Origin of the sequence: Microvirga lupini, assembly GCF_014191055.1 — a bacterium.
GTDB classification, from domain to species: Bacteria; Pseudomonadota; Alphaproteobacteria; order Rhizobiales; family Beijerinckiaceae; genus Microvirga; species Microvirga lupini_A.
On record NZ_JACHWB010000001.1, the window covers coordinates 780,486 to 798,214 of the forward strand.

Sequence of the window (17,729 nt, forward strand, 5' to 3'; positions counted from 1 at the left end):
TCGAACAGGAGCTTTCCATGGCGAATACCAAGAACGAAACCGGCAAGCCGGGAGCGGACAAGCAGAACGATACCGGCGCAGCCAGCAAGGTTTCCGCTGGCACCTCCGTCGGTAATATCGGTGAGGCTCCGATGCCTCACGCCCATGATCCGAAATCTGCTCAGGGCGCCGGATCGACGACCAGCAACGCGCAGTCTGGCGGCCAGTCCAGAGGTTCGTCATCCGGTCAATCCTCGGGCCAATCCTCGCAGCGGAATGCTCAGGATCAGGCTGGCATGACGGACAAGGCGCAGCAAGCTGCCGATCAGGTGCGTCAGAAGGCTGAAGAGGCGTTCGAAGGTGCCTCCGATTGGGCGCGTGATACCTATGAGCGCGCTTCTGATTGGGCTTCCGATACTTACTCGCAACAGCGTCGTCGCATGAATCGGATGGGCGGACGTTCCTCTCGGGCTTTCGGCAATGCGCGTGGTGGCGTTCAGAGCTACGTGTCTGAGAATCCGATGGTGGTCGGCCTTGTTGGCCTTGCGGCCGGCCTGCTCCTCGGAGCTCTTCTGCCCCGCACCCGCCGAGAGAACGAGATGTTCGGCGAGTGGGCCGATGAGGTTCGCAACCAAGGTCTCCGCTATGCGCGTGACGCTGCCAGCCGTGGGCGCGAATATGTCGAGGAGAATTTCAGCGGCGACGACGCGCAGTTCAGCCGTCACGAGAGCGAGTTCGGCGGCCAGCGCGACGCCAATCGCCACTAACGCAGACCTCAGGATGAAATAAAAAAGGGCGCCGGTTAAAACCGGCGCCCTTTTCGATGCGCTTATGAGGAAAACGTCGAGTGCTCAACGGCCCTGCAGAAACGACAACGGCCACGGCGAGGTGATGCGCGTACATCCGGCGTCATCATCTCGGCATCGTGACCGCTTCTGGTCGGCACAAGTGCCGCCAGCGTGACCCTGAGATGGTGCCAGTCTGTCCTGAATTCAAGTGGGCGGGGAAATTTCTTAACTCTGTTCGACTAAATTCCTTATCCGCACAGGACTCTTCAGGAACGAGGTGCCTCTGAGCTTGTTGGCTTTGGACCAGGGCCAATTTCCTATCTCAAAGGCTCTGCGCGAAAGATGATCCTCCTCAGGCATCAGACTATGGAGTTGGGGCATGCGTATTCTGATCCTCGAAGACGATCCGGCGATCGCGTTTGATCTGCAGGCCATCCTGGAGGCCGATGGGCACGAGGTTGTCGATTCCATCAGCTCTCTTGCCGAAGCCTATCAGCACCTCGACGACAGGTTCGATTGTGCTCTGCTCGACATCGACGTGATCGGCGGCAAGAGCTTTGGTGTGGCCGAGACCCTTATGGAGCGCCACATCCCTTTCGTCTTCGTGTCGGCCTCCGCTCCGTCTGATCTGCCTCAGCCCCTGCAGCGGGCAGCTTTCGTGGCGAAGCCGTTCGAGGAGAAGGTGCTGCTGAAAACCGTCGAACACGCGGTTCCCCATTTCCTTCCTTGCTGATGATGCGAGGGACCGAGGAACCTGTCCTCACCCGGCGACTTCCCTCATGATGCGAGACTTCCGTTTCGGCTTCTGCTGCAAGTACATTCCCGAAGATGGTTCGGCGCAGGCTGCCCGGGCCTTGAACACGACCACGGTGACGATGGCTTACTTGAGCCGTCTCGAACCGAAGGCCGCGTACGATAAGCTTGCGGCTGTAGTGTCTCACAATCTTGAAGCCTTTCGGCTGCAGATCGAGCATGTCGCTGGAAGGCAGAAGCTGGAACGCCTCCACCGTCTCTCCAGCGATCTGCTTCCCGGCTATACCCATGCAAGCTGCCGGGAGTTCTATCGGGATCCCGATCTTCGCAGCCTGATTGAGACGAAGCTTGCACAGATCGGGCATTTCGCCAGGGACAAGGATGTGCGCCTGAGCATGCATCCCGGCCAGTTCTGCGTGATCGCCTCCGCCAATCCTTCGGCTGCCGCCAACGGCATTGCGGAATTCGAATATCACGCCGAAGTCATGGCTCTCATGGGCTATGGGGAAGGGTGGCATCCGCATGGAGCCCACATCAACATCCATGGCGGCGCAAAAGCCTTGGGTGCGGAAGGGATCCGGAGCGGCCTTGCTCACCTGTCACAGACCGCGCGCAATCTGATCACCATCGAGAACGACGAGGTGAGCTTCGGCCTCGACGATCTTCTGCCTCTCGTGAATGACGTTCCGCTCGTTCTTGATCTTCATCATCATTGGATCATGAGCCAGGGCGAGTTTATCGAACCTGATGATCCGCGCATCGCCCAGATCATCGCGTCCTGGGGGGGCGTGAGGCCGGTGAGTCATGTGAGCGTGTCCCGCGAGGGCCTTCTTCCGGATTACGACATCCACAGCCTTCCGGATTTCAAGGCGCTCGTCGCATCAGGCATCAAGCCAAAGGATCTGCGTGGCCACTCCGACCTGATGTGGAACGAAGCCGTCAATGATCTGGTGATGCGTCATCTGTCATGGTCCGACTTCGAGATTGAGGCGAAGCTGAAGAACATTGCCACCGAGGGTCTGGCGCATCACGTGGAAAAGCGGGGACTGTCCTGCGAGCAACGGGATAAAGTTGCATAAACTGCGAGAGTGGTGGAACCAACCCAACCGGGAGTCGTTGTCGCGTATTGTATCGCGAGTCACGAAGTGATGTTGCCTGCCCATTCCACAGTCCTTCTAGTTGAAGACGAGCCTTTGATCCGGCTCTTCCTGTCCGAGCTTCTTGAAGAGAACGGGTTCAGAGTTGTCGAAGCAGCCAATGGCGCCGAGGCTCTGGTGCTGATGGAGGCGGGGCTGCAGATAGACGTGCTTCTCACCGATGTGGACATGCCGACCGGCTGCAACGGCTTCGAATTGGCCCATCGGGTTCACGAACTCTGGCCTGGAATCGAACTTCTGATCATGTCTGGACGGCAATGGCCATCGGCCGGAGATCTTCCTCCTGGAGCAGCCTTCCTGGCGAAGCCATGCCCCAACGAGGCGATCGTCTCCCATGTCATTTCCGCAGCGGAGCGCAGAAAACGCCAGTTTCATGTTGCTGAAAACACACGGAAGCCCACGGAGCGAGGTTCCAACATCCTGCTCTTTCCGAAAACAGCCTAAATTCCTGAACTCGATCTTGCTGACGGCGTTGAGCGGACATAAGCTCTGCCGGAATTGACCTTCACCAGGGGCCGGGGGCGGTGAACACTCCTCGGAATGTCCGACCGAAGGTTGGTCAATACGCTTTTCGAGCCTGGTCCAAGGCTTTTGACAAGCTTCCCCACACCATTCCCGGAGGAATACATGGCGACCAAGACGACTGACGGAAAAGCCGGCGCGAAGAAGGCTGCAGACAAGCCTGCCGCCAAGAAGGCTGCCGGTTCCAAGCCCAATGCCCTTCAGCAGCCCCTGCAGCCGTCCAAGGAGCTGGCCGTGATCGTGGGCTCGAACCCGCTGCCGCGCGGTGAGGTTGTGAGCAAGATGTGGGAATACATCAAAAAGAACAACCTGCAGAACCCCGAGAACAAGCGCGAGATCCTGGCTGACGACAAGCTTCAGCCGATCTTCGGCAAGCCAAAGGTGACGATGTTCGAGATGAACAAGCACCTCGCCCAGCACCTGAAATAGGCGAACGGCCTCAGGCTGATCAGGAGTCCTGCCGCCATTGATCGAGCGGCAGGATCTCCGGCTTCTGACCCGGAGCCTTCCTCCACGGGTCCACGGCCCATCCGGCACCAGTGTGTTTCTCGGTGATCACGGCCGTGAAATGCGGGTAGCGCCCGTCAAGAAAGAACCCCCGCGATTCCGGCTGCTCCACCACATGATGGGTCAGGAGCCCGCGCTCTTGGAGGACGAGGAGCAGGCTGGTCGTGTTCGCGGTTTCATCCAGGCAATCCATTTGCCCGTGAACACCAGACATATGAGCTGGCGATCCCGGAACGTCGGGGCTCCCACCCAGGGAAGCAGCCAGATACGCGGTATAGGATCTGATCACCTCGGCCAGCGCCTGCCTCTCGGCCGTGGGCGAACCCTGCGCTGACCGCAACAGCCCGCTTGCACGGCTCAGCAGGCCGCCATCGACCGAGAGCGCCAGCCGCCGGGTGCATCCATAGCCGTGGCAGGCAATGATGCGGCCTCCTGCGGGCTCGACATAGCCACGTTCGTTGAACCATCTCTCGGCCGCCTGAGGTCCGGCGACCGCCGGAGCGTTCAGGAACAGGGGCGGCAGAACCGTCGAAATGAGAAGTAGCGTCGATCTCACGATGGGGGTACCTATCGCCTTAGCTTGCAGGGCTCTTGGCGATATAGGTCGAGCGGCTCAGCTGCCCATAGGTTAAGCTTGTTTGAGTCGGGTTACGACTTTTGAGGTTTTCATGTCCCGCATCGTCTTCCTGAATGGGTCCTTCCTGCCGATCGAAGAGGCCAAGGTGCCGTTCATGGATCGCGGCTTTCTGTTCGGCGATGGGGTCTATGAAGGGATCGGTGTGCTCGACGGCCAGCTGATCGACAACGAGGCACACCTTGAACGTCTGGAGCGCTCCCTTGCCGAGGTGCACATCCGCAACCCCTATTCGAGAGCCGAGTGGACCCGCCTCCAGGAGGAGATCGTCCGTCGCAACGGCATGACAGAGGGTTTCATCTACTTCCAGGTCACCCGTGGCGTGGCTGAGCGCGACTTCTTCTTCCCGGAGAACGCCGAGCCCACAGTGGCCATGTTCACCCAGGCCAAGGCCATCGCTGACGCTCCGGCGGCCCGGACGGGTATTGCGGTGGTAACCGTGCCGGACCAGCGTTGGGGGCGTCGCGACATCAAGTCGATCAACCTGCTCGCCCAGGTCCTGGCCAAGCAGGCAGCCAAGGAGGCCGGGGCCCAGGAGGCTTGGTTGGTGGAGGACGGTTACGTGACCGAGGGCGGTTCGTCGAGCGGCTTCATCGTCACGAAGAAGGGCAGCATCGTCGTGCGCCCCCTCTCGAACGCCATCCTGCCCGGCATCACCCGCAAGTCCCTCCTGCGGCTCTCAGAGGAGGCCGGCATCCCGCTTGAGGAGCGCCGGTTTACGGTCGAGGAGGCCTACGATGCCGCCGAGGCCTTCCTGACCAGCGCGTCGAACTTCGTCCTGCCCATCGTGTCGATCGACGGACGTCCCGTGGGGGACGGCAAACCCGGTCCCATCACGAAGCGGCTGCGTGAACTCTACCTGTCCATGGCCCGCGTCCCAGCCCTGGCCGCCGAGTAGCTTTGCCGGAACCGGCCAATGGGTCGCTCGTTGCCTTTGCAAAGGAGCGACCCATGAACCGTGTTCTGGTGCTATCGACAATTCTGGCGTGCTGCCTCAGTACGGCTGCTCTCGCGCAGAACCCTGGGGTGCTGAATCAGCAGGCCCCTAACATGCCGGCGCCGAGCCAGATGCCGGCCGAGAAGGTGGAGCCCGACAGCAACCTCTCCGGCACCAACGGTCCTTCGTCTACAGGCTCGACCAAGACCTTGAGCGATAAGCTCGAGCAGACCGACGGCGTGATCCGCCCCCCGGAGACGGCCACCCCGGACATCACCGTACCGGCGCCCGTGCCCAATCCCGGGACTACGCCGGTCATTCGCCCGCCGGCCAACCAGCAGATCGATCCGAAATAAGGTTATGACGCCGGGATCTGCTTCCCGGCCGAACGGCGGCGCTTACCCTCGCGGGACCTGTTGTTCTCGCGGGGTTTGCCGTTTGACGTCGGGTTGCCTCCGCTCTTCATGATCTGAGCGGCCACCTCGGAGATCTGACGACGGAGCTCATCGTTCTGGCCGCCGGAGGTGTCCATACTGCTGAGCCGTTCCTGGGCTTCGTCGCGCTCCGCCTCGATTTCGCGGATGCGCTGTTCGAGGATCAGGCCGCGCTCCTGCTCGGCGGCAATGCCCTTGGCGAGCTCCGCCAGGCGCAGGCGCTCGTCGGACAGCTCGCTGTGGCGCTCGTTCAGGGCCCGCTCGAAGTCGTTGCCGCGGGCGGTCTGGGTCATCAGGCGGGTTTCGAGATCCGAGATGGTGATGCGCTTTGTGTCGAGATCGCTCAGGGCGGTCGTGAGCCGGCGCTCCATATCGGTGAATTCCGTCTCCAGCCGGGCCAGCTTCTCTTCGGCGTGAAGGAGCTCGGTCTTCGTCCTGGAGCGCTCGTGCTGGGTGAGTTCCAGCTCCATGCGGGTGTTGGACAGCTCATTGAGGGTTGCCCGGTGGGCATTCTCGAGGGCGGTCAGGGTTTCGCGGGTGCTGGTGAGATAGGTCCTGGTCTGCGCAAGGTCTTCGTCGCTTGCCGCTAGGCGCGTCTGGGTGCCGGCGAGGCCGACTTCGAGCTGGGCCACCGTCTGGTCGCGCTCGGCCAGGGTGCTCTCCAGGGCCTCGATGCGGATCGCCCGCCGTCCCAGTTCCTCCATGCTCTCGCGCTTATAGGCCAGCGCCTCCTCGGCCTTGCGTTCGATCCGCCGCTGAAGAACGGCGAATTCCGCGCGCAGATGGTCCTTCTCCGCGGTCAGTTCGGAGATCGACATGGGAAAGAGGGCCTCAGCCCTGCGACGGGCAAGACGCTCCGCGCGGGCGTTGACGGCTGGGATGATCAGAAGCGCGATGAGGGAGGCCGCAACGAACCCCAACGCGAAAATCATGGTTGTTTCGATCACGCGGACGCCAACTCCAAGGTGCTTGACCGGTAACGCTCAAGCACCTTGCCTTGTGCCTGCGCAGCTTTCCAGAACTCCAACGCTCCAGACGGCCCGTTGTAGCGCATCCGAAGGCAGTTTCCACTGCCTCGGAGATGGCACCCGCTCGTCTCGCAGCCTAGAATGGGTTCCAGGTCGGTTCCGAGGTGAATTTCAGGTAGCCGATATTGACGCCCAGACGGGCCCCGACGCCGGCGCGGATCGGCACCACGATCATCTCGTCCGCCGCCACGGCCGTCACGCCGAATCCGCCGATGAAATAGGCCGAGCCGTCGACGCCGACGAAGCGCTTATAGAGCGCGTCGGTGAAGGGCATGTTGTAGACCAGCATCATGGTGCGGGCGCCGTCGCCGCCCACGTCAAAGCCGAGAGAGGGACCCTGCCAGAAGATGCGGCGATCCCCGGCATTGCGGGTGAATAGCTTGCCCTCGCCGTAACGCAGGCCGCCGAAGAAGGCCCCGGAGGCTTCCTGACCCAGGATATAGCCGTTGGGTTCGCCCCAGCGGCGGATCGCCTCCTGGAGGGCAAGGGCAAGGCCCCGTGACGCCGAACCGAAGAATTGATGGCCGGACTGGACCAGTTCATCGGAACGGAAAGATTCCGGGCTGCCGGGATTGGCAACATAGGCGCGCTGGACGGTTTGGGCGGAAGCCTGCAGGGGCAGGGCGCCGATCAGGGCGGCAAAGGCCGCAGCCGCAAGAAACGTGGACCGGGAGCGCATGGGCTATCTCCTCGCATGAGACAGGGGACAATTCGGCCATCGTAGGCCGAAAGGCTGCTATCGAGGTTCGAACCTTAAGGTCATCAACCCTAACAATCTCTGTACGGAATGCCCTTTGGACAGACCTGAGGGCGTTTTGAGCCGGGATCACCGGAATTCGACGAAGATGCAGGAATGTAGGACTGGTCCTATGCGGCCGAGGCCGATACGGGCAAGTCCAGCCGGGGCGCGAGAGCCGTGTCGCCGATGGCCGCGAAGGGGCCGTTCCGATAGCCCTTGTCCTCATGGCCGTAAGTGAGGGGGGCCCCCCCCGGTCCGACCACGCTGCCGCCGGCACAGGTGAGGATATGATCGCCCGCCGCCGTGTCCCATTCCATGGTCGGGCCGCAGCGCACATAAATGTCGGCCTCGCCGGAGGCGATAAGGCAGAACTTCAGGGCCGAGGAGGTCATGCGCCTCGTGCCGATCGACAGGACGGAGAGGCAGGCTTCCGTGGCGATGTCGCCATGGCGGCGGCTCACCAGCGCCACGAGATCCTTTTCGGGGGCCGGGCGCACCTTCGCCTCGCGCCAGTCGAAATCCGTGTCGCCGCCATTGGGCAGGGTGCTCAGGCGGGCGGCTTCGCCGGCAATCCAGATCGACCCCATGGCCGGAGCGGCCACCACGGCCGCCATGGGCCGGTTTCCACGGATGAGGGCGATGTTAACGCTGTATTCGCCGGTGCCTCGGATAAAGTCTCCCGTGCCATCGAGTGGGTCGACCAGGAAGAAGTAGTCGTCCGTCTGGGCCGTGCTGGAGGTCTCCTCCGCGACCACCGGGACGCCGTGCCAAGCCTCGTTCAGGCGCCGGATGATCAGCTCCTCGGCTGCCAGATCGGCGTCTGTCGTGGGGGTTCCATCGTCCTTGATGCGCTTGTCGACCAGCGCATTCTCCATGCCGAGCAGGACCCGGCCCGCCTCCCAGGCGATGTGAGCGAGTCTCAGGGCGATGTCGTCCGGGGTCTGTCCATCGAAGCGCATCATGGAGTTGTGCCTGTTCCCTCGCGGGCTGTCGATGTCTTTTTGCCCGCTTTTCAAAGAACTCTGAGCCGGGTATCCCGGTTCACGTTCTCTTTCCTGTTTGGCTGTATTCATGCGGTCGAAATCCCGATTTCATGAATGAACAGCTGACGTTACGGTGCCTCCGGAGCCCTCATGGCCACGATCTCCCTCGATTCGCTCGATCTCGCCGCTCTCCTCTGCTCACGCGTCTGCCATGACGTGATCTCGCCGGTGGGTGCGATCGTCAACGGGCTCGAGGTTCTGGAGGACGACAGCGACGCCTCCATGCGCGACTTCGCGCTCGACCTGATCCAGAAGAGTGCGAAGCAGGCTTCGGCCCGTCTCCAGTTCGCTCGCCTAGCCTTCGGGGCGGCGGGGTCTGCCGGCGCCTCGATCGATCTCGGCGATGCCGAGCAGGTAGCCCGCGGGCTTTTTCTCGACGACAAGATCAGCTTCTCCTGGTCGTCGCCCCGGCTCCTGTTCCCAAAGAACCGGGTGAAGCTCCTGCTGAACCTGGTGATGATCGCCACTACGGCCATTCCGCGGGGCGGCTCGATTGCCGTGACAGTGACGGGGGACGCCGAGAACTGCGCCTTCACCATCGTGTCGAAAGGCCTGAATGCCCGCATTCCCGCCCATTCCGAGGCGCTCCTCGCGGGCAGCTCGGAAACCGGTACCGTCGATGCCCATGGCATCCAGATCTACTACGCCGGCATGGTGGCCCGCGCCTCGAACATGACGATCGCTTTCTCCATCGAGGGCGACGAGGTGACGATCAAGGCTGCTACGCCTTAAGACAGCCGACGGCATTCTTTTCGACGCATAAAAGAAAAGCCCGGCATTCAGCCGGGCTTTTTCGTGTCGGATGTAAACTGCGTCAGATCGCGATGCGCTCTTCGGCCTCGTTGGGCTCGCGCAGCACGTAGCCGCGGCCCCAGACGGTCTCGATGTAGTTGCGGCCCTGGGAAGCATTGGCGAGCTTCTTGCGGAGCTTGCAGATGAAGACGTCGATGATCTTCAGCTCCGGCTCGTCCATGCCGCCATAGAGGTGGTTGAGGAACATCTCCTTGGTCAGGGTCGTGCCCTTGCGCAGGGAGAGGAGCTCCAGCATCTGGTATTCCTTGCCGGTCAGGTGCACGCGGGCGCCGCCGACTTCGACCGTCTTGGTGTCGAGGTTGACGATCAGGTCGCCGGTGGTGATCACCGACTGGGCGTGACCCTTCGAGCGGCGCACGATCGCATGAATGCGGGCCACCATCTCGTCCTTGTGGAACGGTTTGGTGAGGTAATCGTCGGCGCCGAAGCCGAGACCCTTCACCTTGTCCTCGATGCCAGCCATGCCGGAGAGGATCAGGATCGGCGTCTTCACCTTCGCGACGCGGAGCGTCCGCAGAACCTCGTAGCCCGACATGTCGGGCAGGTTCAGGTCGAGAAGGATGATGTCGTAATCGTAGAGTTTGCCGAGGTCGATGCCCTCTTCTCCGAGATCCGTCGTGTAGATGTTGAAGTTCTCGGACTTCAGCATCAGCTCGATGCTTTGCGCTGTCGCGCTGTCGTCTTCGATCAGAAGTACGCGCATGTTCAATCCCCAGCCCTTGCCCTTGAGCTTTGAAACAGCGGAAGGCTGTTCATCCGCCGCCGGGCTTGGGACGGATGCTCTTTTGAACTGATTCGAAACGCTAGTACGGAATGGTTAACAAACCCTGATTCTGGGACGCAAGCGCTTAACGAACTTGACAGGCAGATCATCCGCCGAAGGCAATTATCCTGTGGATTCTGGGTAACCATAGGGAACCGCCTTACAACATCCCAAAAGCTTATCATTCAAGCGTTTCAGCCTTTGCCCGGAGACGGACCCGAGGGGACCGCGACCGTGACCAGGGCAGTCTTAACGAAATCGGTAAACGAATGGTTTACGGGGCCGAAGCAACGCAAGCTTGGGGCAAGGCTTCGCCCAGGGGATTGAGATCACAGGAATTTTTTGTCGGTCCCGGTAAGGAAAGCTCAACCTCCATGGGCGATGGTGTCGCATGTCTGGCGGATAACTGAGCGATCCGTGAGGCGAAATGAAACAGCGACGTGTGGAGTTGAATCAAGATGAAGTCGCGGGACACGCTCATCCGCCTCAAGCGCTTTCAGGTCGACGAGAAGCGTCGCCGCGTGGCGCAGATCGAGATGATGATCGCCGAGTTCGACCGCATGGCGGCTGACCTTGATCGGGAAATCGCAGCGGAAGAGCAGAAGGCCGGTATCACCGACCTCAACCACTTTGCCTATCCAACTTACGCGCGCGCTGCCGCCCAGAGGCGCGACAACCTGCGCCTTTCGGCTCAGAACCTGCATATTCAGCTCGACGACGCGAAGGCCGAGCTTGGAGAGGCGTTCGAGGACCTGAAGCGGGCTGAGAGCCTCGAAGACCGCGAGCGCTCCATGGATGCGGCCATCAGCCAGGCCGGCCAGGGCCGCGTGGTTCGTGCCACGGCCTGAAAGCCACCGCACTGGAATCCGAGAGGGCGCGCCAGACCGGTGCGCCCTTTTTTATGCCGCAGGCGACAGCAGCGGAATGTGGGGAGCCGCGTCCCGGGGGAGGAACCCGAGAAGACGCGGATCGTCTGCCACCTCGATGGCGCGCCGATAGGGCGTGAAACCGGAGCGCGTATAAAAGGTGAGGGCGCCGGGGGAGTCGAGCGTGCAGGTATGGACGAAGAAGCGCCGGATCGGCCGGGCGAAGGCACGGTTGATGGCCTCGTTCATCAGGAAGCGTCCTGCTCCCTGTCCAATACAGTCCGGCACGAGCCCCAGAAAGGCGAGTTCGACCTCGTCGTCGGCGCGGAAGTCCAGTTCGAGCAGGCCCACATCGCCGGTTCCGTCATGAAGGGCATAGGCCTCCACCTTCGGATCATCGAGGATCGCGGCGAGTTCATCATCGGACATTACGGCTCGACTGAACCAGAGCCACGGCTCTCCCACGGTACGAAACAGCGACCGGTAGCGCCCATGGTCGTGATCGATCCGCTGGAGGGTCCAGCCTTCCGGCTGCTGGATCGAGGGCAGTGCCGGCGGCTTCCGCATCTCGAGATAAGTGACAATCGTGGCGATTTTGCCAGGAGGCAGATCGGTATAGCCATTGAGGTTGAGAGCTGCTGCCGAAGCGCTCGTCATGGATGGTCGCCTTCCAGGGTCTTCAAGGACATGGCTGCTTGATAAAGCGATCGCATCCTCACGTCACGCTTTCCGCTTGGACTTTATGTCATGGACCTCCACACCAATATCTCCTTGCAGACCAAGGGGATTGTGGGCACAGAGGAGCCAATGAGGGAGATATGCCGGCTCGATGAAGAATGTGCGTGAGTTCATTTGGCCTGTGATCGGGCTGCTGGCAGTCATCGTCTCCGGCTGGCTTCTCTATCGCGAATTGCGTGGCATGTCCCTGGATGATGTCTGGGACAGCCTGACCGCCGTTCCGCCTCAACGCTACGCTCTTGCCGGCCTCTCGACCCTTGTCGCCTATGCGGCGCTCGCCTGGTACGACCGGATCGCGCTGCTGCATCTCGGCGTCCGCCACATCTCCTGGCTGTTCGTGTCGGTCACGTCGTTCACGACCTATGCGCTTTCTCATAATATCGGCGCCTCGGTCTTCTCCGGTGCGGTCGTCCGCTATCGAGCCTATACGTCGAAGGGCTTGAGCGCCCCACAGATTGCCGTGTTGGTGGCCCTCTGCTCCTTCACCTTCGGGCTCGGCACCATCCTTCTCGGTGGCGTGGCGCTGGTGGCCGATCCGACGCTCCTTCACAGGCTGGAGGAGCTTCTGCCCGCAATGCTGACCAATCCGGCCACGGCCCGCATCGTCGGGCTGCTGCTGCTCGCCTTCGTGGCGCTCTACGTGATCGGCTCCGTCCTGCATCTTCCGCCGCTCGTCATCCGCAAGGCGAAGCTCGAATATCCCCGCCCGGCCATCATGGTGCGGCAGCTGATTGCAGCGCCGCTCGAACTCCTTGGTGCTGCCGGCATCATCTACTTCGTGCTCCCGGCCCATCTGGAGCCGAGCTTCATCGTCGTGCTCGCCGTATTCCTGGCCTCCTTCTCGGCGGCCCTGGTGAGCCATGCCCCCGGCGGGCTCGGGGTGTTCGAACTCGTATTCCTCACGGCCATGCCTGATATCCCCAAGGCGGACGTGCTGGCGGCGCTCATCATCTTCCGCCTGTTCTATCTCCTGATCCCCTTCGGCATGTCGCTCGTGGTCGTCCTCATGTTCGAGCGTGCGCGGCTGGCGCAGGCCTGGCGTGGCCGGATGGTGGCCGCCGACGGCTCCGTGCCGCCGCCGCCGCTGTCGTCGTCCGATCAGTAAGAAAAAAGCGCGAGCGCTCAGGCCGGGCGCTGGCCCGGCTCCGGCACGGCGATGCCGGCCTGCATGTATTCATTGAGCTTGTTGCGCAGGGTGCGGATCGAGATCCCAAGGATTCTCGCCGCATGCGTCCGGTTGCCGAGGCAGGAGGCGAGCGTGTCGAGGATCAGGTGCCGTTCCACATCGGCGATGGTCCGGCCGACCAGAATGCGCCGCAGGGTCTCGACGGTCTGTTCCTGACCGGCAGGAGAGGGCGCTTCGAGGGAACTTGGTTGGTCCAACAGATCCTGGGTGCCGAGCACGTCGATGGCCTGCCTTAAGGGAAGTGATTCAGGAGTTTATGCTCATCTTATGGTTAGGAAGCTCTTAACGGCCGAGCTTCAGCATCGAACTTTCGTCCTTCAAACGGAAAAGGCGCTGGCTCGGGTGAGCAGCGCCTCATCGTCGGATCTTTACTGCCGGTACTGCTGGATGCGCGTGGTGCGCAGACCCGCCAGGCCATGCTGGTCGATGGACAGCTGCCAGCTTAGGAACTCCTCGGTGGTCAGCGTGTAGCGCTGGCAGGCTTCTTCGAGGCTCAGAAGACCGCCGCGAACGGCGGCCACAACCTCGGCCTTGCGGCGGATGACCCAGCGGCGGGTGCTGGAAGGGGGAAGGTCGGCAATCGTCAGGGGACTGCCATCAGGCCCAATGACATACTTGACCCTTGGGCGGTGGGGTTCGGTCATGATACGCTCACACAAAAATTCAACGACCTCAGTGGCTCGAACCTACGCGACGGGACTTAATGTTTTCCTAAGCCCGATCAGGCGGTTATCGAGAGCGCCTAAGCTTAGCCATAAACGTTAACGTTGCCTTATTCCTCAGCACTTTCCCTTTAAGAATTGTGGCGTGAGAGCATCGGACCCAAAAGTGGGCTTGCACTTTTGGGGTCCATCCGATGTTCAATCCTTGAAGCGACGCATCGTGTGATCCGGACCCAATGGGCCGCGCCGGCGAAAACCGGGTCCACTTTTCCGCACGATGCGTTATAGAAGGGCTTTGGCCCCTCCCGTGCGCCGCCTTGAACGGCGCCTCTGGATGGAATGATGCTCAACTCACTCGACCTGCCTACCGAACCCTCGAAGACACGCGTCGTGGTTGCGATGTCGGGCGGCGTGGACTCGTCCGTCGTCGCGGCCCTGCTCAAGCGCGAGGGCTACGACGTCATCGGAATCACGCTCCAGCTCTATGACCACGGCGCAGCCGCGCACCGTAAGGGCGCCTGCTGCGCCGGCCAGGACATCTACGATGCCCGCCGGGTCGCGGAGGCCATCGGCATCCCCCATTACGTGCTCGACTACGAGGCCCGCTTCCGCGAGGCCGTGATCGACCGCTTCACCCAGAGCTATCTGGCGGGTGAGACGCCGATCCCCTGCGTCGAGTGCAACCGCTCGATCAAGTTCCGCGATCTCCTGGAGACCGCCCGGGAACTCGGCGCCGACGTGCTGGCCACCGGCCACTACGTGGCGAGCCGCCGCCTGCCTGACGGGCGCCGCGCCCTCCATCGCGCCGCCGATCCGGAACGGGATCAGAGCTACTTCCTCTATGCGACGACGCCCGAGCAGCTCGACCTGCTGCGCTTTCCCTTAGGCGAGCTGCCGAAGGATCAGGTCAGGGAGCTGGCGCGTGAGTTCGGGCTCACCGTGGCGGAAAAGGCTGACAGCCAGGACATCTGCTTCGTCACGCAAGGGCGCTACAGCGATGTGATCGAGCGCCTGAAGCCCGGCGCCGTGCAGGGCGGCGAGATCGTTCATATCGACGGCCGGATCCTCGGTCGTCACGAGGGCATCATCCACTACACGGTGGGGCAGCGGAAGGGCCTGGGGCTCTCCGTGGGCGAGCCGCTCTACGTGGTGCGCCTTGAGGCCAAGGAGGCCCGCGTTGTGGTTGGGCCCCGGGAGGCGCTGGCCACCCGGCTGATCCGTGTGACGGACGTGAACTGGCTCGGCGACGTGCCACTCGAAGCTCTCGGTGAGAAGGGTATGGAGGTGGCCGTGCGGGTGCGCTCCACCCGCGAGCCGCGCCCGGCGATCCTTCGATCCACAGGAACCAGCACTACGGTCGAGCTGTTATCGGCGGAAGACGGGGTGTCTCCCGGTCAAGCTTGTGTCATCTATGAGAGCGATGCTCCGCGGGCACGTGTGCTTGGCGGGGGTACGATTGCTCGCACAATGGCCGAAGCCGCCCCCGCCGCGGCCTGAGGCCTCGACCGAAGGGACCTTTATGACGGATGGAGCGACCACCGTCCTGATGCGCAAGGCTTATGCGCGTTGGGCGCCGATCTATGACCTCGTCTACGACAAGCTGACTGAACCGGCTGCCCGCGCCGCCGTCAACGCCGCCGTCGCCTGCGGTCCGAAGGTGCTGGAGGCCGGCGTCGGCACGGGCCTGTCCCTGGGCTATTACCCTGCCCATGCCGAGGTTTATGGGGTCGATCTCTCCGAGGACATGCTCCGCCGGGCGCAGGAAAAGGTCGACCGGCGAGGCCTCACCCATGTGAAGAGCCTGCAGGTGATGGACGTCACCCGCCTCGGCTTCCCGGACGGAACCTTCGATGCTGTGACCGCCCAGTTCATCATCACCCTGGTGCCTGAGCCCGAGACGGCACTGAACGAGTTCATGCGCGTGCTCAAGCCCGGCGGCGAGATCATTCTGGCCAACCACTGGGGCCAGCCCTCCGGTCCCGTCGCGAAGGTCGAGGAGATGGTCTCTCCCATCGCCAAGGCCATCGGCTGGAGCTCGGCCTTCAAGGCCGCCCGGGTGGAGGATTGGGCTCGGCAGACGGGTCGCATGGAGGTCGTGGAGCTGCGGTCCCTGTTCCCGAGCGGCTTCTTCAAGCTGATGAGAATCAAGAAGAATGCCTGAAGGGAGCGAATAGCCGACTGAGCGGGGGGCTCAAAGCGAAGACGTGACTTTCGGGTTCCAAGCCCTATCTCTAAGGGCAAGGGCAACCCCAGATCACGAAAGAACTTCCGATGCGCCTTTTCATGTTCACCTCCCAGGCCAAGGAGGATCTTCACGCTTTTGCAGGTGATGAATCCGGCACCAAGCTTCCGGCCAAATACGCCCCCTGGGGCCTGACCGGTACGCTGAACTCCCGCGAGACCCCGCCGCACAAGTTCTCCCGCAAGGCCATCGAACAGGCGGTCTCGAACGAGGGCTTCCAGCTCTGGCGGATGAAGCCCAAGGGCTGACGGGAGCGAACCGCATCAACCCCGGACGAGCGCAGGTCTTCGGGCGCATCGCGCCGAAATCCTGCCGGCCGGGCGCATGGCCGGCGGGCTGGCGATAAATCCGTACTTTCCCCGCGGGTCTTTCTTGACACTGAGGGCGAACCTTCCCTATATCGCGCTTGCCTGACGCGGGGTTGAGCCCCGCTGCCTGGGGCGGAGTAGCTCAGTTGGTCAGAGCAGAGGAATCATAATCCTTGTGTCGGGGGTTCAAATCCCTCCTCCGCTACCATCAAAAAAGCCCGCAGAAGCAAGAGCTTGGCGGGCTTTTTGCTGTCTGAGACAGGCTGTTTTCGTGTTGCAAATCGCTGCAACATATTTCCTTAATTTACAAAGGTTTGTGCAACGTTGCATTCTGCTCCTCGCAACACAGATGCAACACGCAATGCTAAGCCACATCGCTCTGTGTACTAGCCATGGAGTGTGCCTTGAAGAAGCCGGAGCCCGTGTTTGAAGTTGATCTTGGCCCCAATGGCGGGCTGCAGCGGTTTTACTCACACGACGGCCTAGCCGCTTTCATCGATGCACAAATAACTACTTGGAGCTGGGTTCATACTGAAACACTTACAAATGATGGCAACATCCATCGAGTAAGGGATATACTTCACCATTGGCTGGTACACGCGAAGCAGTACCATGTTAACTGGCAAGCAGACCCAACGCTCCTCCCACAGTTCGAATCTGTATTCAGGCAGGCTTTCGCTTCCACTCCGCTAGCGGGGTCGCCGAAGGAAACCTTCATATCAGAACTGCGCTCCGACAAAGGCCCGATCACAGCTGCTGCGGCTCTCGGTTACTTCATAGGCATTGTGGCTGACATTCAATTTGCGCATCCCCTCATCTTGAGGGGGGTGTTGTCAGCATTCGCCTTCGAGGAGAATCTCAATTCAAAGGCGGCTTCCTCAACACGCCGATCAATCGAAGGCTTGGTCAGCAAATTCAGCAAGTCACTCGCGAATCTGGAAGGCCAAGCAAGAGATGAAGCTGCCCGCTACGAGGAGGCAGAGTCTCACGCCCTGCGCTCTGTCAACGTAATGAACCGCTTCGTTCGGCTTAAGCTCAGGAGACACGAAAGGAAACATGCAACTGAGATGCATGAAGCGATCAAACGCATTGATGATACGCGCGATCTATATCAGCAATTCATGCAGCTTCGTGGTCCGGTCGACTATTGGATGAGCAAGGCGCGGGCGCATCAAAGAAAGGCCAAAATCCACTGGGATCGACTGATGAAGATTGCAGGATGGGGCGGTGCAGGTGTCCTCGCGACCCTCATTCTCGTGGCCAAGATCGCGTTTGATCAGGCCAAAACCGCATATGCTAACCAGCCTGCCACCCTATACTTAGTTCTTGTCACCATTGGTGTCGTGGTCACAACGATGGTTTTTTGGGCGATCCGTATCCAGGTGCGCCTCTACATGAGCTAACATCACATGGGTATTGATGCCGAGGAGCGCGCCACCATGGTTAAGACCTACTTGGCGCTAACCGAGAAACATGCCGCTGACGAGAAGGATCGTGCTCTCGTGTTAGCCTCGTTGTTCCGACCTACAACTGATGGAATTGTGCGAGATGACGGCGCTCCAGATATGTCGCCGGCTGCTCTGCTTTCGAAAGTTCTTAACCGACCGTAGGGTCAATCGCGCTACATCTG

General features: G+C 61.4%; 22 protein-coding genes, 1 tRNA gene and 1 pseudogene. 16 read left to right on the plus strand and 8 right to left on the minus strand.

The genetic code is table 11. The features are described from left to right. Positions 1-17 precede the first annotated feature (17 nt). From FHR70_RS03925 to FHR70_RS03945, 5 genes are all read left to right on the plus strand, one after another. Positions 18-746, plus strand: coding sequence for a hypothetical protein (locus FHR70_RS03925; RefSeq protein ID WP_183447293.1), 729 nt, complete (start codon positions 18-20; stop codon positions 744-746). A gap of 400 nt (positions 747-1,146) precedes the next feature. Further along, complete coding sequence (locus tag FHR70_RS03930; protein WP_183447296.1) at positions 1,147-1,500, plus strand: response regulator; 354 nt, start codon at positions 1,147-1,149, stop codon at positions 1,498-1,500. 49 nt (positions 1,501-1,549) lie between these two features. Then, on the plus strand, positions 1,550-2,599 hold the full coding sequence (locus tag FHR70_RS03935) for an apurinic/apyrimidinic endonuclease family protein (protein ID WP_246407857.1): 1,050 nt from the start codon (positions 1,550-1,552) through the stop codon (positions 2,597-2,599). A 12-nt stretch (positions 2,600-2,611) separates the two neighbouring features. Continuing rightward, positions 2,612-3,121, plus strand: a complete 510-nt coding sequence (locus FHR70_RS03940) for a response regulator (RefSeq protein ID WP_343058721.1) — start codon at positions 2,612-2,614, stop codon at positions 3,119-3,121. 183 nt (positions 3,122-3,304) lie between these two features. Continuing rightward, complete coding sequence (locus FHR70_RS03945) at positions 3,305-3,628, plus strand: SWIB/MDM2 domain-containing protein (protein WP_036356729.1); 324 nt, start codon at positions 3,305-3,307, stop codon at positions 3,626-3,628. A 19-nt stretch (positions 3,629-3,647) separates the two neighbouring features. Here the strand turns inward: FHR70_RS03945 and FHR70_RS03950 are convergent, their stop codons facing one another. After that, complete coding sequence (locus FHR70_RS03950) at positions 3,648-4,262, minus strand: hypothetical protein (protein WP_183447300.1); 615 nt, start codon at positions 4,260-4,262, stop codon at positions 3,648-3,650. Between the two features lie 112 nt (positions 4,263-4,374). On the opposite strand from FHR70_RS03950, the gene FHR70_RS03955 reads away from it, so the two are divergent. Then, on the plus strand, positions 4,375-5,238 hold the full coding sequence (locus FHR70_RS03955) for a D-amino-acid transaminase (RefSeq protein ID WP_183447308.1): 864 nt from the start codon (positions 4,375-4,377) through the stop codon (positions 5,236-5,238). A gap of 53 nt (positions 5,239-5,291) precedes the next feature. Then, entirely contained in the window at positions 5,292-5,633 is a 342-nt protein-coding gene (locus FHR70_RS03960; protein WP_183447310.1) for a hypothetical protein, read from the plus strand. 2 nt (positions 5,634-5,635) lie between these two features. Here FHR70_RS03960 and FHR70_RS03965 read toward each other — a convergent pair whose 3' ends face one another. From FHR70_RS03965 to FHR70_RS03975, 3 genes are all read right to left on the minus strand, one after another. Beyond that, positions 5,636-6,658, minus strand: a complete 1,023-nt coding sequence (locus tag FHR70_RS03965; protein WP_183447312.1) for a coiled-coil domain-containing protein — start codon at positions 6,656-6,658, stop codon at positions 5,636-5,638. A 157-nt stretch (positions 6,659-6,815) separates the two neighbouring features. Continuing rightward, positions 6,816-7,418 (minus strand): DUF1134 domain-containing protein, encoded by a 603-nt coding sequence (locus FHR70_RS03970; RefSeq protein ID WP_183447314.1) that lies wholly within the window; start codon positions 7,416-7,418, stop codon positions 6,816-6,818. A 188-nt stretch (positions 7,419-7,606) separates the two neighbouring features. Further along, a complete protein-coding gene (locus FHR70_RS03975; RefSeq protein WP_183447316.1) occupies positions 7,607-8,440 on the minus strand; it encodes a 3'(2'),5'-bisphosphate nucleotidase CysQ family protein in 834 nt (277 codons plus the stop codon). 171 nt (positions 8,441-8,611) lie between these two features. On the opposite strand from FHR70_RS03975, the gene chpT reads away from it, so the two are divergent. Then, on the plus strand, positions 8,612-9,253 hold the full coding sequence (gene chpT, locus FHR70_RS03980; protein WP_183447318.1) for a histidine phosphotransferase ChpT: 642 nt from the start codon (positions 8,612-8,614) through the stop codon (positions 9,251-9,253). A gap of 82 nt (positions 9,254-9,335) precedes the next feature. Here the strand turns inward: chpT and ctrA are convergent, their stop codons facing one another. After that, the gene (gene ctrA / locus FHR70_RS03985) at positions 9,336-10,037 is read right to left on the minus strand and encodes a response regulator transcription factor CtrA (RefSeq protein WP_114944720.1); all 702 of its coding nucleotides are present in this window, start codon (positions 10,035-10,037) and stop codon (positions 9,336-9,338) included. Positions 10,038-10,555: 518 nt separating this feature from the next. Between ctrA and FHR70_RS03990 the strand changes: the two genes are divergently transcribed. Next, entirely contained in the window at positions 10,556-10,945 is a 390-nt protein-coding gene (locus FHR70_RS03990) for a flagellar export protein FliJ (protein WP_183447320.1), read from the plus strand. 51 nt (positions 10,946-10,996) lie between these two features. On the opposite strand, the gene FHR70_RS03995 is transcribed toward FHR70_RS03990, so the two are convergent. Beyond that, positions 10,997-11,620: a GNAT family N-acetyltransferase gene (locus FHR70_RS03995; RefSeq protein WP_183447322.1), complete on the minus strand. Its 624-nt coding sequence runs from the start codon at positions 11,618-11,620 to the stop codon at positions 10,997-10,999. 172 nt (positions 11,621-11,792) lie between these two features. On the opposite strand from FHR70_RS03995, the gene FHR70_RS04000 reads away from it, so the two are divergent. Beyond that, entirely contained in the window at positions 11,793-12,806 is a 1,014-nt protein-coding gene (locus tag FHR70_RS04000) for a lysylphosphatidylglycerol synthase domain-containing protein (protein ID WP_183447324.1), read from the plus strand. A gap of 17 nt (positions 12,807-12,823) precedes the next feature. On the opposite strand, the pseudogene FHR70_RS04005 reads toward FHR70_RS04000, so the two are convergent. Together FHR70_RS04005 and sciP are read right to left on the minus strand one after the other, a co-directional pair. Beyond that, a pseudogene (locus tag FHR70_RS04005) lies at positions 12,824-13,018 on the minus strand (helix-turn-helix domain-containing protein); the annotation flags it as partial. Positions 13,019-13,255: 237 nt separating this feature from the next. Further along, complete coding sequence (gene sciP, locus FHR70_RS04010) at positions 13,256-13,531, minus strand: CtrA inhibitor SciP (RefSeq protein WP_114187418.1); 276 nt, start codon at positions 13,529-13,531, stop codon at positions 13,256-13,258. Positions 13,532-13,891: 360 nt separating this feature from the next. Between sciP and mnmA the strand changes: the two genes are divergently transcribed. The 6 genes from mnmA to FHR70_RS24570 all read left to right on the plus strand — a co-directional run bounded on the left by mnmA (position 13,892) and on the right by FHR70_RS24570 (position 17,709). Continuing rightward, complete coding sequence (gene mnmA, locus FHR70_RS04015) at positions 13,892-15,046, plus strand: tRNA 2-thiouridine(34) synthase MnmA (RefSeq protein WP_183448482.1); 1,155 nt, start codon at positions 13,892-13,894, stop codon at positions 15,044-15,046. Positions 15,047-15,068: 22 nt separating this feature from the next. After that, positions 15,069-15,710 carry a class I SAM-dependent methyltransferase gene (locus FHR70_RS04020; protein WP_183447326.1) on the plus strand — a complete coding sequence of 214 codons (642 nt, stop codon included), beginning with the start codon at positions 15,069-15,071 and terminating at the stop codon, positions 15,708-15,710. Positions 15,711-15,820: 110 nt separating this feature from the next. Next, entirely contained in the window at positions 15,821-16,039 is a 219-nt protein-coding gene (locus tag FHR70_RS04025) for a hypothetical protein (protein WP_183447328.1), read from the plus strand. A 191-nt stretch (positions 16,040-16,230) separates the two neighbouring features. Continuing rightward, positions 16,231-16,307: transfer RNA gene (locus FHR70_RS04030), tRNA-Met, on the plus strand. A 196-nt stretch (positions 16,308-16,503) separates the two neighbouring features. Next, positions 16,504-17,502: a hypothetical protein gene (locus FHR70_RS04035; protein WP_183447330.1), complete on the plus strand. Its 999-nt coding sequence runs from the start codon at positions 16,504-16,506 to the stop codon at positions 17,500-17,502. Between the two features lie 6 nt (positions 17,503-17,508). Continuing rightward, a complete protein-coding gene (locus tag FHR70_RS24570; RefSeq protein WP_425487836.1) occupies positions 17,509-17,709 on the plus strand; it encodes a DUF6161 domain-containing protein in 201 nt (66 codons plus the stop codon). Positions 17,710-17,729 lie beyond the last annotated feature (20 nt).

Bases quoted from the DNA above. Each gene is read 5' to 3' on its own strand.
- ctrA (WP_114944720.1), bottom strand. From the start codon at position 10,037: ATGCGCGTACTTCTGATCGAAGACGACAGCGCGACAGCGCAAAGCATC.
- FHR70_RS03945 (WP_036356729.1), top strand. From the start codon at position 3,305: ATGGCGACCAAGACGACTGACGGAAAAGCCGGCGCGAAGAAGGCTGCA.
- FHR70_RS03930 (WP_183447296.1), top strand. From the start codon at position 1,147: ATGCGTATTCTGATCCTCGAAGACGATCCGGCGATCGCGTTTGATCTG.
- FHR70_RS03970 (WP_183447314.1), bottom strand. From the start codon at position 7,418: ATGCGCTCCCGGTCCACGTTTCTTGCGGCTGCGGCCTTTGCCGCCCTG.
- FHR70_RS04020 (WP_183447326.1), top strand. From the start codon at position 15,069: ATGACGGATGGAGCGACCACCGTCCTGATGCGCAAGGCTTATGCGCGT.
- mnmA (WP_183448482.1), top strand. From the start codon at position 13,892: ATGCTCAACTCACTCGACCTGCCTACCGAACCCTCGAAGACACGCGTC.
- FHR70_RS24570 (WP_425487836.1), top strand. From the start codon at position 17,509: ATGGGTATTGATGCCGAGGAGCGCGCCACCATGGTTAAGACCTACTTG.
- FHR70_RS03955 (WP_183447308.1), top strand. From the start codon at position 4,375: ATGTCCCGCATCGTCTTCCTGAATGGGTCCTTCCTGCCGATCGAAGAG.
- FHR70_RS04025 (WP_183447328.1), top strand. From the start codon at position 15,821: ATGCGCCTTTTCATGTTCACCTCCCAGGCCAAGGAGGATCTTCACGCT.
- FHR70_RS03975 (WP_183447316.1), bottom strand. From the start codon at position 8,440: ATGATGCGCTTCGATGGACAGACCCCGGACGACATCGCCCTGAGACTC.
- FHR70_RS04000 (WP_183447324.1), top strand. From the start codon at position 11,793: ATGAAGAATGTGCGTGAGTTCATTTGGCCTGTGATCGGGCTGCTGGCA.
- FHR70_RS03990 (WP_183447320.1), top strand. From the start codon at position 10,556: ATGAAGTCGCGGGACACGCTCATCCGCCTCAAGCGCTTTCAGGTCGAC.
- chpT (WP_183447318.1), top strand. From the start codon at position 8,612: ATGGCCACGATCTCCCTCGATTCGCTCGATCTCGCCGCTCTCCTCTGC.
- FHR70_RS03925 (WP_183447293.1), top strand. From the start codon at position 18: ATGGCGAATACCAAGAACGAAACCGGCAAGCCGGGAGCGGACAAGCAG.
- FHR70_RS03995 (WP_183447322.1), bottom strand. From the start codon at position 11,620: ATGACGAGCGCTTCGGCAGCAGCTCTCAACCTCAATGGCTATACCGAT.
- FHR70_RS03935 (WP_246407857.1), top strand. From the start codon at position 1,550: ATGCGAGACTTCCGTTTCGGCTTCTGCTGCAAGTACATTCCCGAAGAT.
- FHR70_RS03960 (WP_183447310.1), top strand. From the start codon at position 5,292: ATGAACCGTGTTCTGGTGCTATCGACAATTCTGGCGTGCTGCCTCAGT.
- sciP (WP_114187418.1), bottom strand. From the start codon at position 13,531: ATGACCGAACCCCACCGCCCAAGGGTCAAGTATGTCATTGGGCCTGAT.